We start from the raw sequence: 15251 nt of genomic DNA, 5'->3' as shown, positions 1-15251 counted from the left end.
CGGGTCTTGCGGGGGGCGAATCGCCTTTGCCCCTTGGCCCTTTGCATTTGCTACCTATATGAGGGCCTCAAAGCCAAGCCCTGACGTGAAGGTTACACCATGACCCTCGGTGCGCAAATCGCCTGGGATGATACCATCCTGCCGTTCCAACTGGACAAGGCCGACATCCGCGGCCGGGTCGCGCGTGTCGATGGCGTGCTGGACTCTGTTCTGGCGCAGCACAGATACCCCGATCCGATCGAGGCTTTGGTCGCCGAGGCGGTGCTGCTGACGGCAATGATCGGCCAGACGCTGAAACTGCGCTGGCGGCTGTCGCTGCAAATTCGCGGCAAGGGGCCGGCGCGGCTCATCGCGACCGATTACTACGCCCCCGAATCCGAGGGCGCGCCCGCGCGCATCAGGGGTTATGCCAGTTATGACGCCGAGCGGCTCAGCCTGACCGAAGACCCGTTCAGCCAGATCGGCGAGGGGTATCTGGCGCTCATCATCGACCAGGGGCAGGACATGCAGCCCTATCAGGGGGTCACGCCGATCGCCGGTCAGTCGCTGGCCGACTGCGCCGAGGCCTATTTCGCCCAGTCCGAGCAGTTGCCGACCCGCTTTGCCGTCGCCTTTGGCAAGTCGCAGATGCCCGGCAAGCCCGAGCATTGGCGCGCCGGCGGGGTCATGGTGCAGCACATGCCCAAGGCCAGCCCCCACGCGCAAGAGGCCACCGGCGAGGGCGGTCTGCTGAAGGCCGCCGATCTGGTGCAAGGCGAGGACGCCGAGAACTGGACCCGCGCGAACGTGCTGCTGGACACCGTCGAAGAGCTGGAACTGATCGGCCCTTCGGTGCAGCCGACCGATTTGCTGGTGCGGCTGTTCCACGAGGAGGCGCCGCGCGTCTTCGATGCCCAGCGCATCGAGTTCGGTTGCACCTGTTCGGAAGACAAGGTGCGCCAGTCGCTGTCGATCTATTCGGCCCGCGACATCGCGCACATGACCACCGAGGACGGCCTGGTGACCGCCGACTGCCAATTCTGCGGCGCGCATTATGTGCTGGACCCGAAAACCGTGGGGTTCGAGGCCGAGGATGCTGCAAAGACCTGACACGCTTGGGCGGTTGGCCGCGGCGCTGAAAGGCGAGGGGCCGGAATCCAGCGATTTCGACCTCTCGCCGCAGTTCCGGCCCAAAGGGCGCGTGCTGCGTCCGGCCGCCGTTCTGATGCCGCTGGTGCAAACGCCCGGCGGCTGGTCGATGCTGCTGACCAAGCGTGCCTCGGGGTTGAAACACCACCCCGGGCAGATCGCCTTTCCGGGCGGCAAGGTCGATCCCACCGACGCCGACGCCCGGGCCGCCGCCCTGCGCGAGGCCCACGAGGAGGTCGGCCTGAACCCGGCGCAGGTCACCGTGCTGGGGGCGATGGCCCCGCATGAAACCGTCACGGGTTTCAGCGTCACGCCGATCCTGGGTCATGTGACCGGACCGTATACCCCCGTGGTCGAGGCCGGCGAGGTCGAGGAAGCGTTCCTGGTGCCGCTGGCGCATCTGATGGACGTGTCGGCCTATTCCATCCAGCGCCGTCAATGGCTGGGCCAGTGGCGCAGCTATTACACCGTGCCCTGGGGGCCCTATTACATCTGGGGCGCGACGGCGCGGATGCTCAGGGCGCTGGCGGCGCGGGTGGCATGAGGGGCCGGGCATGAAACTCGCGGGCGGCTGGCTGGCGAACCCGGGCACGCAGGCCGTGCTGGGGATGCTCACGGGCGCCGGGTATCACGCGCTGGCGGTGGGCGGCTGCGTGCGCAACGCGCTGCTGGGCGTGCCGGTGACGGATGTGGACATCGCCACCGACGCCCTGCCCGAAACCGTCTCTGACCTGGCGGAAAAGGCCGGGCTCAGGCCCGTGCCGACCGGGCTCGCGCATGGCACGATCACCGTTGTCGCCCACGGCGAAGGGTTCGAGGTGACCACCTTTCGCCACGATGCAGAGACCTTTGGCCGGCACGCCCGGGTCTCGTTCGGGGCCAGCCTGCATCAGGACGCGGCGCGGCGCGATTTCACCATGAACGCGCTCTATGCGCAGGCCGACGGCACCCTGGTCGATCCGCTGGGCGGTCTGGCGGACCTGCGCGCGCGGCGGCTTCGATTCGTGGGCACGCCCGACGCCCGCATCCGCGAGGACTTTCTGCGCATCCTCAGGTTCTTTCGCTTTCACGCCCAGTATGGCGACCCCGCGCAGGGGCTGGACCCTGACGCCCTGGCCGCCTGCGCCGAACATTCCGCCATGCTGGAGACGCTTTCGCGTGAGCGGATCACGGCCGAGTTGAAGAAACTGCTGGCCGCCGCCGATCCCGCACCCGCCGTCGCCGCGATGGACCGCACGGGCGTGCTGGCGCATGTCCTGCCCGGAGCGATGCCGCAGGCGCTGCCGGTGCTGGTGCATCTGGAAGACGGCAAGCCGGGCGGCTGGACCCGGCGGCTTGCGGTGCTGACCGGCGATCTTGCAGGGCTGCGCCTGTCCAAGGCCGAAACCCGCGATTTCACCCGTGTCCGGGACGCCTTCGGCGGTATGGACACCGCCGCCGCGCTGGGCTGGCGGCTGGGCCTCAGGCTGGGCAGCGACGCGCTGCTGGGGCGGGCGGCGCTGCTGGAAACCCCGCCCGCCGCCGATTGGCAGGCGCAGGTGGCGCGCGGCGCGCACGCCGATTTTCCGCTGAAACCCGCCGATCTGATGCCGGTGCTGCAAGGCCCCGACCTGGGCCGCGCACTGGCTCGGGCCCAGGCCCACTGGCTGGACCAGGACCTGCGTCCGACGCGCGGCGATCTGTTGGCGTTCCTGGGGCTGGCCTAAGCCCGGAATGACGCCTAGATTGCCTTCACAAGTGAAGGAATTGCGCGTGTTCAAGGTATTCGAAACCCTTGTCGATCCCTATGTGGACTATCCCCAGGACGACACGCCCCCGCGGCGGTTGTGGCCGTTCCTGAACGCCTATGCCCGGCCCTTCCGCAAAGTGTTCGTCCTGACCGGGCTGGCCTCGATCACCGTCGCATTCTTCGAGATCTGGCTGCTGTGGTATCTGGGCCGGGTCGTGGACCTGCTGGACGCAAGCGGCGTGCAGGGGTTCTGGGCCGCGCATGGTTGGGAATTGCTGGCGGTCGCCGTCTTCCTGCTGCTGATCCGCCCGCTGTTGCAGGTGCTGGACGTGGGGCTGATCAACAACGCGATCCTGCCCAATTTCGGCACCCTGATCCGCTGGCGCGCGCATCGCCATGTGCTGCGCCAGTCGGTCGGCTGGTTCGAGAACGATTTTGCCGGGCGCATCGCCAACCGCATCATGCAGACCCCGCCGGCGGCCGGCGAGGCGGTGTTCCAGATCTTTGACGCGCTCAGCTTTTCCATCGCGTATATCGCGGGCGCCGCCGTGCTGCTGGCGGGGGCCGATGCCCGGCTGGTGCTGCCGCTCTTGCTGTGGCTGGCGCTTTACGGGTTGCTGGTGCGCTGGACGATCCGCAACGTCGGACCGGCGTCCAAGGCCGCCTCGGACGCCCGCAGTGCGGTCACGGCGCGGGTGATCGACGCCTATACCAATATCCATTCCGTCAAGCTGTTCGCCCAGCAGGACCTGGAGAACGAGCACGCGCGCGAAGCTATCGAGCACGCGCGCGTCACCTTTCAGAAAGAGATGCGCATCTTCACGGTCATGGACCTGTGCCTGGTCGCGCTGAACGGTTTTCTGATCGTCGCCGTGGTGGGCTGGGCGATCTGGCTGTGGTCCGGCGATGCGGCCAGCGTCGGCGTCGTCGCGGCGGCCTCGGCGCTGGTGCTCAGGCTCAACGCGATGACGGGTTGGATCATGTGGGCGGTCAGCTCGTTCTTTCGCAACCTCGGCGTGGTGGCCGAGGGGATGGAAACCATCGCCCAGCCGATCACCCTGACCGACGCCCCCGGCGCAAAGCCGCTGGACTTTCGCCAGGGCCGAATCGACATCGAATCCGTCAGCCACCATTACGGGCGCGGATCGGGCGGGTTGCAGGACCTGAGCCTGGCGATTCGCCCGGGCGAAAAAATTGGCCTGATCGGGCGCTCGGGCTCGGGCAAGTCAACCCTGGTCAAACTGCTCTTGCGGTTCTACGACACCGAGGCCGGGCGCATCCTGATCGACGGGCAGGACATCGCGCAAGTGACGCAGGACAGCCTGCGCGCGCAGATCGGCATGGTGCAGCAGGACACCTCGTTGCTGCATCGGTCGGTGCGCGAAAACATCCTCTACGGCCGCCCCGGCGCGACCGAGGCGCAGATGATCGAGGCCGCCGGACGCGCCGAGGCCGTGGATTTCATCGCGGCCTTGAGCGACGCCCAGGGCCGGCGGGGCTATGACGCGCGGGTGGGCGAACGCGGCGTGAAACTGTCGGGCGGCCAGCGCCAGCGTATCGCCATCGCCCGCGTGATCCTGAAGGACGCGCCGATCCTGGTGCTGGACGAGGCGACCTCGGCCCTGGACAGCGAGGTCGAGGCGGCCATTCAGGATACGCTTTACGGCGTGATGGAGGGCAAGACGGTGATCGCCATCGCGCACCGGCTGTCCACCATCGCCCGGATGGACCGCATCGTGGTGCTGGACGACGGCCGTATCGTCGAGGACGGCACCCATACCGAACTGCTGGCGCAGGGCGGGCTCTACGCCCAGTTCTGGGCGCGCCAGTCGGGCGGCTTCATCGGAACCGAGGATACGACGGACTGACATGCCCCTATCGACCCTGATCCACCCGTTCCATCCGGCCGAAGGGCCACCCCCCGGCCGGCTGGGGGCCTTCATCCGCTGGGCGCTGAGCGGCGCCTGGCCGGGCATCTGGATCTCCACCGGGATCTCGGCCCTGGGCGGCGTGACCGAGGTGATGTCGGCGCTGGTCATGGGCATGGTGGTCGATGCGGCGACGGGTGGGCAGATCGCCACCTTCTTTGCCGACAACTGGGTCATGCTGCTGGCCTTTGCCGCGTTTTTCCTGCTGCTCAGGCCGCTGGCCTTTGGCCTGAACAGCGCGGCGAATTTCCTGACCATCGCGCCGAACGTGGAACCCCTGGTGCTGTCGCGGCTGAACCGGTTCACCATGGGGCAGGACATCGGCTTTTTCGACAACGACTTTGCCGGCCGGATCGCGCAAAAGCAGATCCAGACCGCGCGCGCCCTGACCGAGGTCGTGGCCGAAAGCATCAACACCGTCGCCTTCGCGCTGTCGTCGCTGATCGGATCGGCGGCCCTGGTGGGGTCCATCGACTGGCGGCTGGGCCTGGTGCTGGTGATCTGGTCGGCCTGCTACCTGGCGCTGATCCGCGCGTTCATGCCGCATATCCGCAAACGCGCCGCCGCACGGGCGGGCGCGCGGGCGATGGTGACGGGCCATGTCGTGGATACGATCACCAACATCCGCACCGTCAAGCTGTTCGCCCATGCCCGGCACGAGGATCGCAATGCCCTGAACGCGATGCAGGGTTACCGTGAGCGCGTGCTGTCCTATGGTCGGGTCTCGGCCAGCTTCCGCATCGCGTTGATGCTGATCGCGGGTCTGCTGCCGGTGCTGCTGGTCGGCGGCACGCTGTGGCTGTGGACGCTCGGTCAGACCACGACCGGGGCCATCGTTGCGGCGGGCACCGTGGCGATCCGCCTGGCGCAGATGACTGGCTGGGTCAGTTTCACCTTGATGGGCATCTACGGCAACGTCGGCGAGGTCGAGGACGGGATGCGCACCCTGTCCGCCCCACATGCGCTGAGCGACACCCAGGGCGCGCGCGACCTGCCCCCGGTCAAGGGCGAGATCCGGTTCGATGACGTCACCTTTGCCTATGGCCGGCGCACGGGCGGTGTGGACGGGCTGAACCTGACGATCCACCCGGGCGAACGGATCGGCATCGTCGGCGCCTCGGGTGCGGGGAAATCGACGCTGGTGGCGCTGCTGCTGCGGCTCTACGATACCGAAAAGGGCGCGGTCAGGATCGACGGGATCGACGTGCGCAGCGTCACGCAGGAAAGCCTGCGACGGCAGATCGGCATGGTCACGCAGGACACGGCGATGTTCAACCGTTCGGCCCGCGACAACATCCGCTATGGGCGGCCCGACGCGACCGACGCCGACCTGGTCGCCGCCGCCGAGGCCGCCGAGGCCCACGAATTCATCCTGGACCTGCGCGATTCCGCCGGGCGCATCGGGTATGACGCGCAGCTTGGCGAACGCGGCGTGCGGCTGTCGGGCGGGCAGCGGCAGCGGATCGCGCTGGCCCGGGCCTTTCTGAAGGACGCGCCGATCCTGGTGCTGGACGAGGCGACCTCGGCCCTGGACAGCGAGGTCGAGGCGCAGATCCAGAAGGCGCTGGGCCAGGTGATGGCGGGCAAGACCGTGCTGGCGATCGCGCACCGGCTGTCCACCATCGCCCGCATGGACCGCATCATCGTGCTTGACGCCGGCCGGATCGTCGAGGAAGGCACCCATGACGCGCTGCTGGCGCAGGGGGGCCGTTACGCGCGCTTCTGGGCCCGTCAGTCGGGCGGGTTCCTGGGTGTGGACGAAGACGAGGTCGCCTGAGATGGATCTGGAAACCGTGAATGCCGCCGATTTCGGCCGCAGCCTGACCGGGCTGGGGGTGAATCTGCTGTGCCGCGACGTTCGCGCGATGGCGGCGTTCCTGGCCGGCGTGTTCGGGCTGGGTGTGCACCGGCTCAGCAACGATTTCGCGCTGATCCGCCATGGCGCGGTTCTGATCCAGCTGCACGCGGACGGCACCTTTGGTGCGCATCCCTTGCTGGGCATTGTGCCCGAAAGCCCGCCGCGCGGCGCCGGCGCGCAGTTCTACCTGTTCGGAATCGACCCGGACGCAGCGGTCGCGCGGGCCAACGACCTTGGCGGCGTGGTGATCGAACCTCCGGCCACAAAGCCGCACGGTCTGCGCGAGGCGACGATCCTGACGCCCGAGGGCTACGCCTTTTCGCCCGCGGTGCCCGGCTGATGTCGGCGCGGGCCATCTGTCACGCCCAAAGGGGGGCCGCATGACGGTTATCGAGCGTCTCACCCTGCGCGCCGAGGGGGTCGGCGACGGCCTGGTCTTTGCCCGCGTCCTGCCTGGCGAGACGGTCGAGGGCACGGCGGTCGAGGGCCGTGTCGCGCAACCCAGGATCGTGACGCCCTCGCCGCAGCGCGTCGCCGCGCCGTGCCGCCATTACAAGGCTTGCGGCGGCTGCGCGCTGATGCACGCCTCGGACGGGTTCGTCGCGGACTGGAAGCTGGGCGTCGTCCGGCAGGCCCTGATCGCGCAGGGGTTGGACGCGCCGTTGCGGCCGGTCCTGACCTCGCCGCCCGGTTCGCGGCGGCGGGCGACGCTGACGGGGCGGCGGTTGAAATCGGGCGCCCTGGTGGGGTTCCACGGGCGCGCCTCGGACACGGTGACGCCGGTGCCCGACTGCCGCCTGCTGGACCCCGCGCTCTTGGCCGCGCTGCCGGCCATGGAGGCGCTGGTGCTCGAAGGCGGCTCGCGCAAGGCCGAGGTGCGGCTTACGGCCACGCTGTTCCTCCAGGGTGTCGAGATCGCGGTCGAAGGGGGCAAGCCCCTGGATACTGCCCTGCGCCTGTCCCTGCCCCGGATCGCCGGCCAACACCGCCTGGCGCGGCTGTCGTGGAACGGCGAGGTCCTGGCGCAAGAGGAACCCCCCGTGCTGGCGATGGGCCGGGCCCGGGTCTCGCCTCCGCCGGGCGCCTTTCTGCAAGCGACCCCTCAGGGCGAGGCCGCGCTGCTGGACGCGGTGCGCGAGGCCGTCGGCCCGGCGCGGCAGGTGCTGGACCTGTTCGCCGGGTGCGGCACCTTTGCCTTGCCGCTGGCCGAAACGGCCGAGGTGCATGCCGTCGAAGCGGCCGCGCCGATGCTGGCGGCGCTGGATCGCGGCTGGCGCGGCGCGTCCGGTCTGAAACGGGTCACGACCGAAGCCCGCGATCTGTTCCGGCGCCCCCTGTTGCCCGACGAACTGGCCCGCTTTCAGGCCGTCGTTCTCGACCCTCCGCGCGCCGGCGCCGAGGCCCAGGTGGCCGAGCTGGCCCACGCCGCCGTTCCGGTGATCGCCCACGTCAGTTGCAACCCGGTCAGCTTTGCCCGCGATGCCCGCACGCTGGTGAACGCAGGCTATCGGCTGGACTGGGTGCAGGTTGTCGATCAGTTCCGCTGGTCAGCCCATGTCGAACTGGCCGCGCGGTTCCACCGTAACTAGGGCGCACCGGCTGCCGGGGCTGTCCACCGCCTGCGCCTTGTCGCTGGCGGCCGCGCAGGCGCCGGACCGCGACCCCGCGCCGGTGCCGGGTATCGCCCGCGCCACGCCGATCGAACCGACGGTGCGTTACGGACATCAGCCAATGGGCCCGGACGTAGCCGATCACGGCGCGCTGGCGCGGGTTCCGGGCGAGGGCTCGACACGCGAGATCCGCCTGCCCCGCACCCGCGTGTCCGTGGACAGCATGGTGCGCCTGGCCGAGGTGACCGGTGACGGCCGGTCCGGGGCCCGTGGTGGTCGAAAGCGACCTGACGCACGGCGCACGGCGGTCGGTCCATGGCCCCTGCGGGCTGATCCCGGCCTCGCTTTCCTCGCGCTGGATGGCCGTCGCGGGTCTCGGCGATCTGGATGGCGAGGGCACCGCCGAGATCGCTGTGGCGAACCGCACACCCCTGCGGCGGGGGCTGGTGATCCGGCGGCTCCTGGATCAGCGTCTGGTCCCCGGGGCCGCGCTGGCCGGTGTGACGAGCCACCACCGGCCAGCGCCCCAAATCCCGGGCGGGCCGCGCGATTGCGGGGCCGGACCCGCGATCATCCTGGCCACCGCCATACGGACGGCGCTGCTGGCGGTGCGCCTGACGAACGGCGCCTTGCAGGCCTGTCTCCTGCGACCGGATACCGACGCGGCGGCGTTTCGCCGGGCGCTGGGTTGCGCCTGTTTCACCCCGCTGGACCGTCGTATTCGAACAGCGCGCAACTGACGTCATCGGGAAAGTCCTCGGACCCGTGCCAGCGCGCCAGTTCCCACATCAGCGCATCCAGAAGCGCGGTGTCATGCAGGTCGGACAGGTTGCGCAGGATGCGTTCCAGCCCCTCATGCCCCAGTTCCTCGCCGCTGGGATCGGGGCATTCGGTAACCCCGTCCGACACCAGAAGCAGCCGCTCGCCCGGGTGCAGCCGCGTCTGGAACCCGCTGTATTCCGCCCCCTCCAGCAGACCGACCGGAAGGCCGCCCGACCCCAGCAGGCTGACCCGCCCCGAGGCGTGCTGGATCATCGGGTGCGGATGCCCGGCCTGCACCATGCGGACCACCCCGCTCAGGCGGTCGATCTCGGCATAGGCGAGGGTCACGTAGCGTTCCGTCTGGATTTCGGACAACATGAGGCGGTTCATGGCCGCCGCCACCTGCTCAGGCGGGTGCCCGACCGGGCCGGCCGGCCCGACCGAGATGGCGATGTTGTGATCCGCCGAGGCGCCGGTCAGCAGGCCCGACAGCCGGGCGGTCATCAGCGCCGAGGTCACGCCATGGCCCGACACATCGAACGCATAGAGCCCGGTCTGCCGCGCGCCGATGTCGAAGAAACCCACCATGTCGCCGCCCACCGGCCCCGAGGGGCGCAGCAGCAGGCTGACCCGCCCCTCGGCCGTGCGATGATGGCGTTCGCGCAGCAGCGATTGTTGCAGATTGCGCGCCTCGACCAGATCGCGATCGAGCGAATCGTAGAGCGTCTGCAACTTTGCCAGTGCATCGCTGAGCAGCAGGTTGCTGCCCCTGAGCGCGCGTTCCATGGCCAGCACCCGCGCCCCGGCGTTCACCCGCGCGCGCAATTCGCCGGGATCGAGCGGCTTGGCCAGGAAATCGTCGGCGCCGACATCCAGCCCTTCGGCCACGGCGGCCTTGTCGGATTTCGAGGTCAGCAGGATGAAATAGATATAGCGGTCGCTGGGCCGGGCCCGCAGCGCGCGGCAGAAATCGACCCCGGTCATGCCCGGCATCATCCAGTCGGACAGCACCAGATCCACCTCGATCCGGGTGCAAAGGGCGAGCGCCTCAGCCCCCGAGGCCGCGTGATGCACGGTGAACCCGTGGCCGCGCAGGCCGGCTTCGACCAGCATCCGCTGCGCGCGCGAATCATCCACGATCAGGACATGGCGAATGGCGTCCTCCGCCGCGAAGGACGGTGGATGAGGGGGGCTTGCGGCGCTGGGTTGCAACGATGACACGACACACCTTTTCATGAACTCAGCCCGGTTGTGACGCAGCCGTTTTAACAACTCCTGAAACATACAATTGTTTTCAGTTGTTTTTTCACGTTAAGATTTCACTCAGAGGTTGCGCGTCACTCTGCGAGGGACGAAAGGAACGGGCAATGATCGACTGGGCGCAGGTGGATGAACTGAGGGCCGACATGGGCGACGCCTTTGGCGAGATCGTCGATGTTTTCCTGCAAGAGGTTGCCGATGGAATCGCGCAACTCGACGGGTGCGACGACGACGCGACACTGGCGGCGCGGCTGCATTTCCTCAAGGGGGCCGCGCTGAACCTGGGATTTCGGGACTTTGCCACGCTATGCACCGACGGCGAAAACCGGGCCAATGACGGGCGGGGGGGGCAGGTGGATCTGGGCGCGATCCGGCGCTGCCACGCAACCTCGCGCGAGCAGTTCCTGACGGGCCTGGCGCGGCGCGCGGCGTGACGGGTGCGCCCCGGGTTCGGTGGAGGGGGCCCGCGCAGACGCCGGACGTCGCGGGCCGTTCAGACCAGGAAATTTGCCAAGGTCTCGTCCACCGTCACGTCGCGGTAATCGAACCCGGCGGCATCCATGCGGGCAAACAGCGCGGCGATGTTGTCGGCATGGTTCGTCTCGATCCCGATCAGCACCGAACCAAAGTTGCGCGCGGATTTCTTCAGGTATTCGAAACGGGCGATATCATCCTCGGGTCCCAGAATCTCGAGAAAGTCGCGCAGGGCTCCGGGGCGCTGGGGCATCCGCAGGATGAAATACTTCTTGGTGCCGGCCCAGCGCATCGCGCGTTCCTTGACCTCGGGCAGGCGCTCAAAGTCGAAATTCCCGCCCGAGGTGACGCAAACCACGGTGCGCCCGCGTATCAGGTCGCCCAGATCGGGCAGCGCATCGACCGACAGCGCGCCGGCGGGCTCCAGCACGATGCCCTCGACGTTCAGCATGTCCAGCATGGTGCCGCAAATCCGGTCCTCGGGCGCCAGCAGCACCTGAGTGGGCGCCTCGTCCGCGAGGGCGGCAAAGGGCCGCGCGCCGATACGGGCGACGGCGGCGCCATCGACGAAACTGTCCACCCGCGGCAGCGTGACCGGCCCGCCGGCGCGCAAGGCGGCGGTCAGGCTGGCGCCGCCCAGGGGTTCGACATAGCGGAACGCGGTCGGGGCATCGAGCGCGGCGAAATAGCGCCGCACGCCCGCGGCCAGCCCGCCGCCACCGACCGGCAGGACCATCACATCGGGCATCCGCCCCAGCTGTTCGACGATCTCGACCCCGACCGAGGCCTGCCCCTCGATCACATCCTCGTCGTCGAAGGGCGACAGGAAATGCGCGCCCACCTCGGTGCAAAAGCGTTGGGCGGCGGCCAGCGACTGGTCGAAATAGTCGCCGATCAGCCGGATTTCGACGGCCTCGCCGCCAAAGATGCGGGTCTTGTCGATCTTTTGGCGCGGGGTGGTCACCGGCATGAAGATCACGCCGCGCTTGCCGAAATGGCGGCAGGCAAAGGCGACGCCCTGCGCATGGTTTCCGGCCGAGGCGCAGACGAAAGTGTCCTGGTCGGGGGACGCATCCAGCAACCGCCGCATGGCGTTGAAGGCGCCGCGGATCTTGTAGCTGCGCACCGGCGTCAGGTCCTCGCGTTTCAACCAGACCTCGGCGCCGAAGCGGGCCGACAGGTGGTCGTTGCGTTGCAGCGGCGTCGGCTCGAACAACTGGCGCAGTTCGGCGGTGGCGGTGCGGGCTGAGTTGAGGATATCGCGCATTCCCATGCTCTACTGCGCGAGGAGCCGCCGGGAAAGGCGCAATCCGCCGCATCACCCCCTGACGGCGCGCCCAGCATGGTGTATGCAGCGGGCGATCCTGTCAGCGGACCGTCCATGCGCACGTTTACCATCCTTGCCCTGGCTTTTCTGGCCGCTTGCGCCCAGCGCGAGCGCGCGGATTTCGTTGACGGGACGGCACCCGGTGCGGTCTGGGTGCCGATTCTGGTGGCGACGACGCGCGGCCCCGATCCCGAGCAGCCGGAAATTCCCGGCTGGTCGCGTGACGCCGAGGAAACCTTTGGCCGGTATACCGTCTCGATCCCGCCCGACCGCGAGCGCGGCGAGATCACGCGCCCGCGCGGACGCCAGCCGGGCAACCCCGAACGCGATTTCATGCTGGCCGGCGCGCAGCAACTGACCGGCCCGCAGTTCGAGAACGCGGTGCGCCAACGGCTGAACGAACAGGCCCCCGACGCGCGCGAGGCAGTGATCTTTGTCCATGGGTTCAACACGACCTTTGTCGAAGGCGTGTTCCGCACCGCGCAGCTGGATTACGACCTGAACCTGCCAGGGGTGATCCTGCATTATTCCTGGCCCTCGCTGGGGGCGCCTCTGGCCTATGCGCATGACCGCGACAGCGCCCTCTATGCGCGCGACGGCATGGTGCAGATGATCCGCCGCGTCGCCGCCGCGGGACCGCACCGGATCATCCTGATGGCGCATTCGATGGGCAGTCATCTGACGATGGAGGTGCTGCGCCAGATGGCCCTGACGCACGATCCGGCCCTGTCGGCGGTGGGCGGCGTCATCCTGATCTCGCCCGATGTGGATATCGAACTGTTCCGCCAGCAGGTGCGCGATATCGGCCACCTGCCCGAGCCGTTCCTCATCGTCACCTCGCAGCGCGACCGGGTGCTGATGCTGTCGGCCAGCCTGACGGGCGAACGCGCTCGGTTGGGCAACATGCCCAATGCCCAGCCGGTCGAGGGGCTGGATGTCACCGTGGTCGATGTCAGCGCCTTCAGCCGGGGCGGCGGGCATTTCACGGTGGGGTCTTCGCCGGCGCTGATCGGTTTGCTGAACCAGATGGGGGCGATGAACGCCGCGTTGTCGCGTGACACCGCCGGGTCGCTTCCGCTGCTGCCGGCGACGATCCTGACATTGCAGAACACGACCGAGGTGATCCTGACGCCGTTGACCTCGGACCCGTCGCGCCGGCGCAGCGTGGTGCCTTACTGGTTGCAGCGGCTGACCGGATCGATCGGCGCCTCGACGGCGCCGCAGGTGCGCTGACGGCGTCCTAGCGACGCTTGCGCAGGTAAACGTAATACGCCCCCGCCCCGCCGTGCGCGCGGTGCGATTCGCGCAATTCCAGCACCAGCGGACCCAGCGGCGCGCTGCGCAGCCAGTGCGGCACCTCGTGCTTCAGCACGCCCTGTCTGGCCGGCATCGGCGCGGCGTGGTCCGATCCGGCCTTGCGTCCCTTGCCGGTGATGACCAACACCAGCCTGAGCCCGCGCGCCTGCGCCGACAGGATGAAGCCCGTCAGCGCGCCATGGGCCTGCGCGACCGTCATGCCATGCAGGTCGATCCGGGCCTCGGGCTCGAGCTTGCCGCGCGACATGGCGCGGTGCAGGCTGCGATCCATACGCACCGGCTCGCGCGCCAGCCTTTCGCTGATCGTGGGCGCCAGATCCAGACTGACCCGTGGCGCGGGGGTCCCGCGCAGGGCCCCGGGCGGCATCGGCAGGGCCACGGCGCGGGGCGGGGTGGCCGATTCGGCCGGGGGGCGCGGCGCGGCCTGCGGGTCGGGGGCCGCGCGCGTGCGGGTGTCGGGGGCGGGGTCTTGCGCGGGCAACAGGCGCCGCGCGTTGCGCACGACGCGCTGCCAGATCTCGCGCTCCTCGTCGGTCAGGCGGCGGCTCATGGCGCGACGCTTTCTGCCACCGGCCGCGCGACGATCAGTCGCCGGTCGCGACCAGCCGCCAGTTGGGGTTTTCCGACCCCATCACGCGGGCAAAGGTCCACCGGTCGCGCTCTTGCTTGATGCGGGTCGCATCGCCCTCGACCACCTTGCCGTCGCGGTCGCGCACGACCGAGGTCAGCTCGCCCACCAGGCGCACCGTCACCTCGCCCTCGCGGGTGGCGGCGTCGAAACGGGCTTCGGTCAGCTCGATCTCGCGCACGCCGATGAAACTGGCCTCGACCGTCAGCCCCTGGCGTTCGCGCAATTGCACGACCTCGTCAAAGCTTTCGAACACGTCGCGCGACAGCAGGGGCACCAGATCGTCCAGTTGGCCACGCTCGAACCCCATGAGGATCATCTCATAGGCCTGGCGCGCACCGTTCAGGAACTCGCCGACATTGAAGCCGGGCTCGGCGCGCTTCATGCCGGCCAGCGCGGTGGCAGAGGCGCTGCCAGCGGGAACATGGTCGGTGATGTCGCGATCCTCGCCACCTTCGATCACCTCGAATCCGCGGCGCGGGGTGGGGGCGGGGCCCGGCGCGGGGGCCTGACCCGGTTCGAAACCGTCGCGCGTGCCCAGGACATTGCGCAGCTTCAGGATCAGGAAAACGGCAATTCCGGCCAGGACCAGGAGTTGTATCACGGCGTTATCCATCGTTTCCTCAAAGCACTCGGGCTTGGTTTCAACCAATCGGTGACTATGTAGGGTGCGCGAAGGCCTAAGTCCACCACAACACCCAAAGGGATTTTCCGGTTTGCCCCTGCTGCTGCTCTTTGTCGCCCTGCCGTTGATCGAGATCGCGCTGTTCATCGCCATCGGCGGGCAGATCGGTGTCGGCACCACGTTGCTGCTGATTGTGCTGGGCGCGATGCTGGGCGTGACCATCCTGCGCGGACAGCAGGCGCGGGCGCTGGCGATGATGCAGGGCGGTCTCAGGATCGACCCGGGCACATTTCTGGCGCAGGGCGCGTTCCGGGTTCTGGCGGGGATTCTGCTGATCCTGCCGGGGTTCCTGACCGACACGCTGGGCCTGCTGCTGCTGCTGCCGCCCCTGCAACGCGCGCTGGTGCGGCTGATCGGTGCCAGAGCCACGGTGACGACCCGGGTCTGGCAGGACGATGTCGTCGAAGGCGAGTTCAGCGTGCGCGATCCGGCGCGCGATCCCCTGGATACCGATCACCGCATCGAGCGACCGCGCCGACCGTGAGGCCCGTCCTTGAGGCGCCGGGAACCTCCTGCTAGAACGCCGTCAGACCCATAGTCATCAG

Annotated in this window: 15 protein-coding genes; 11 read left to right on the top strand and 4 right to left on the bottom strand. The window is 68.7% G+C overall.

Annotated elements, in window-relative coordinates:
* Positions 1-99 precede the first annotated feature (99 nt).
* The 8 genes from H6900_03960 to H6900_03925 all read left to right on the top strand — a co-directional run bounded on the left by H6900_03960 (position 100) and on the right by H6900_03925 (position 8993).
* Positions 100-1089 (top strand): Hsp33 family molecular chaperone HslO, encoded by a 990-nt coding sequence (locus tag H6900_03960; GenBank protein ID MCC0072428.1) that lies wholly within the window; start codon positions 100-102, stop codon positions 1087-1089.
* Positions 1073-1672 (top strand): CoA pyrophosphatase, encoded by a 600-nt coding sequence (locus tag H6900_03955; protein MCC0072427.1) that lies wholly within the window; start codon positions 1073-1075, stop codon positions 1670-1672. Before H6900_03960 ends, H6900_03955 begins: the two co-directional genes overlap by 17 nt.
* Before the next feature lie 10 nt (positions 1673-1682).
* Entirely contained in the window at positions 1683-2834 is a 1152-nt protein-coding gene (locus tag H6900_03950) for a CCA tRNA nucleotidyltransferase (GenBank protein MCC0072426.1), read from the top strand.
* A gap of 7 nt (positions 2835-2841) precedes the next feature.
* Positions 2842-4725, top strand: coding sequence for an ABC transporter ATP-binding protein (locus H6900_03945; protein MCC0072425.1), 1884 nt, complete (start codon positions 2842-2844; stop codon positions 4723-4725).
* Between the two features lies 1 nt (position 4726).
* A complete protein-coding gene (locus H6900_03940; protein MCC0072424.1) occupies positions 4727-6562 on the top strand; it encodes an ABC transporter ATP-binding protein in 1836 nt (611 codons plus the stop codon).
* A 1-nt stretch (position 6563) separates the two neighbouring features.
* Positions 6564-6983 carry a glyoxalase gene (locus tag H6900_03935; protein ID MCC0072423.1) on the top strand — a complete coding sequence of 140 codons (420 nt, stop codon included), beginning with the start codon at positions 6564-6566 and terminating at the stop codon, positions 6981-6983.
* A 40-nt stretch (positions 6984-7023) separates the two neighbouring features.
* Positions 7024-8232: a class I SAM-dependent RNA methyltransferase gene (locus tag H6900_03930; protein MCC0072422.1), complete on the top strand. Its 1209-nt coding sequence runs from the start codon at positions 7024-7026 to the stop codon at positions 8230-8232.
* A 269-nt stretch (positions 8233-8501) separates the two neighbouring features.
* A complete protein-coding gene (locus H6900_03925; GenBank protein ID MCC0072421.1) occupies positions 8502-8993 on the top strand; it encodes a hypothetical protein in 492 nt (163 codons plus the stop codon).
* Here the strand turns inward: H6900_03925 and H6900_03920 are convergent.
* Complete coding sequence (locus H6900_03920) at positions 8953-10251, bottom strand: SpoIIE family protein phosphatase (GenBank protein ID MCC0072420.1); 1299 nt, start codon at positions 10249-10251, stop codon at positions 8953-8955. The genes H6900_03925 and H6900_03920 overlap by 41 nt on opposite strands.
* A gap of 131 nt (positions 10252-10382) precedes the next feature.
* On the opposite strand from H6900_03920, the gene H6900_03915 reads away from it, so the two are divergent.
* On the top strand, positions 10383-10709 hold the full coding sequence (locus H6900_03915; protein MCC0072419.1) for an Hpt domain-containing protein: 327 nt from the start codon (positions 10383-10385) through the stop codon (positions 10707-10709).
* A gap of 59 nt (positions 10710-10768) precedes the next feature.
* Here the strand turns inward: H6900_03915 and ilvA are convergent, their stop codons facing one another.
* A complete protein-coding gene (gene ilvA, locus H6900_03910) occupies positions 10769-12016 on the bottom strand; it encodes a threonine ammonia-lyase IlvA (protein ID MCC0072418.1) in 1248 nt (415 codons plus the stop codon).
* A gap of 114 nt (positions 12017-12130) precedes the next feature.
* On the opposite strand from ilvA, the gene H6900_03905 reads away from it, so the two are divergent.
* A complete protein-coding gene (locus H6900_03905) occupies positions 12131-13309 on the top strand; it encodes an alpha/beta fold hydrolase (GenBank protein ID MCC0072417.1) in 1179 nt (392 codons plus the stop codon).
* A gap of 7 nt (positions 13310-13316) precedes the next feature.
* On the opposite strand, the gene H6900_03900 is transcribed toward H6900_03905, so the two are convergent.
* A complete protein-coding gene (locus H6900_03900) occupies positions 13317-13943 on the bottom strand; it encodes a Smr/MutS family protein (protein MCC0072416.1) in 627 nt (208 codons plus the stop codon).
* A gap of 34 nt (positions 13944-13977) precedes the next feature.
* On the bottom strand, positions 13978-14637 hold the full coding sequence (locus tag H6900_03895) for a Tim44 domain-containing protein (protein MCC0072415.1): 660 nt from the start codon (positions 14635-14637) through the stop codon (positions 13978-13980).
* A gap of 100 nt (positions 14638-14737) precedes the next feature.
* Between H6900_03895 and H6900_03890 the strand changes: the two genes are divergently transcribed.
* Entirely contained in the window at positions 14738-15190 is a 453-nt protein-coding gene (locus H6900_03890) for an FxsA family protein (GenBank protein MCC0072414.1), read from the top strand.
* Positions 15191-15251: the final 61 nt, after the last annotated feature.

Source organism: Rhodobacter sp. (genome assembly GCA_020637515.1).
Lineage (GTDB): Bacteria > Pseudomonadota > Alphaproteobacteria > Rhodobacterales > Rhodobacteraceae > Pararhodobacter.
This window is presented reverse-complemented; position numbering and strand designations above follow the sequence as displayed.

What these genes read in the sequence shown, in the direction of transcription:
- H6900_03960 (MCC0072428.1), top strand. Translation starts at nt 100, where the DNA reads ATGACCCTCGGTGCGCAAATCGCCTGGGATGATACCATCCTGCCGTTC.
- H6900_03955 (MCC0072427.1), top strand. Translation starts at nt 1,073, where the DNA reads ATGCTGCAAAGACCTGACACGCTTGGGCGGTTGGCCGCGGCGCTGAAA.
- H6900_03950 (MCC0072426.1), top strand. Translation starts at nt 1,683, where the DNA reads ATGAAACTCGCGGGCGGCTGGCTGGCGAACCCGGGCACGCAGGCCGTG.
- H6900_03945 (MCC0072425.1), top strand. Translation starts at nt 2,842, where the DNA reads ATGACGCCTAGATTGCCTTCACAAGTGAAGGAATTGCGCGTGTTCAAG.
- H6900_03940 (MCC0072424.1), top strand. Translation starts at nt 4,727, where the DNA reads ATGCCCCTATCGACCCTGATCCACCCGTTCCATCCGGCCGAAGGGCCA.
- H6900_03935 (MCC0072423.1), top strand. Translation starts at nt 6,564, where the DNA reads ATGGATCTGGAAACCGTGAATGCCGCCGATTTCGGCCGCAGCCTGACC.
- H6900_03930 (MCC0072422.1), top strand. Translation starts at nt 7,024, where the DNA reads ATGACGGTTATCGAGCGTCTCACCCTGCGCGCCGAGGGGGTCGGCGAC.
- H6900_03920 (MCC0072420.1), bottom strand. Translation starts at nt 10,251, where the DNA reads ATGAAAAGGTGTGTCGTGTCATCGTTGCAACCCAGCGCCGCAAGCCCC.
- H6900_03915 (MCC0072419.1), top strand. Translation starts at nt 10,383, where the DNA reads ATGATCGACTGGGCGCAGGTGGATGAACTGAGGGCCGACATGGGCGAC.
- ilvA (MCC0072418.1), bottom strand. Translation starts at nt 12,016, where the DNA reads ATGCGCGATATCCTCAACTCAGCCCGCACCGCCACCGCCGAACTGCGC.
- H6900_03905 (MCC0072417.1), top strand. Translation starts at nt 12,131, where the DNA reads ATGCGCACGTTTACCATCCTTGCCCTGGCTTTTCTGGCCGCTTGCGCC.
- H6900_03900 (MCC0072416.1), bottom strand. Translation starts at nt 13,943, where the DNA reads ATGAGCCGCCGCCTGACCGACGAGGAGCGCGAGATCTGGCAGCGCGTC.
- H6900_03895 (MCC0072415.1), bottom strand. Translation starts at nt 14,637, where the DNA reads ATGGATAACGCCGTGATACAACTCCTGGTCCTGGCCGGAATTGCCGTT.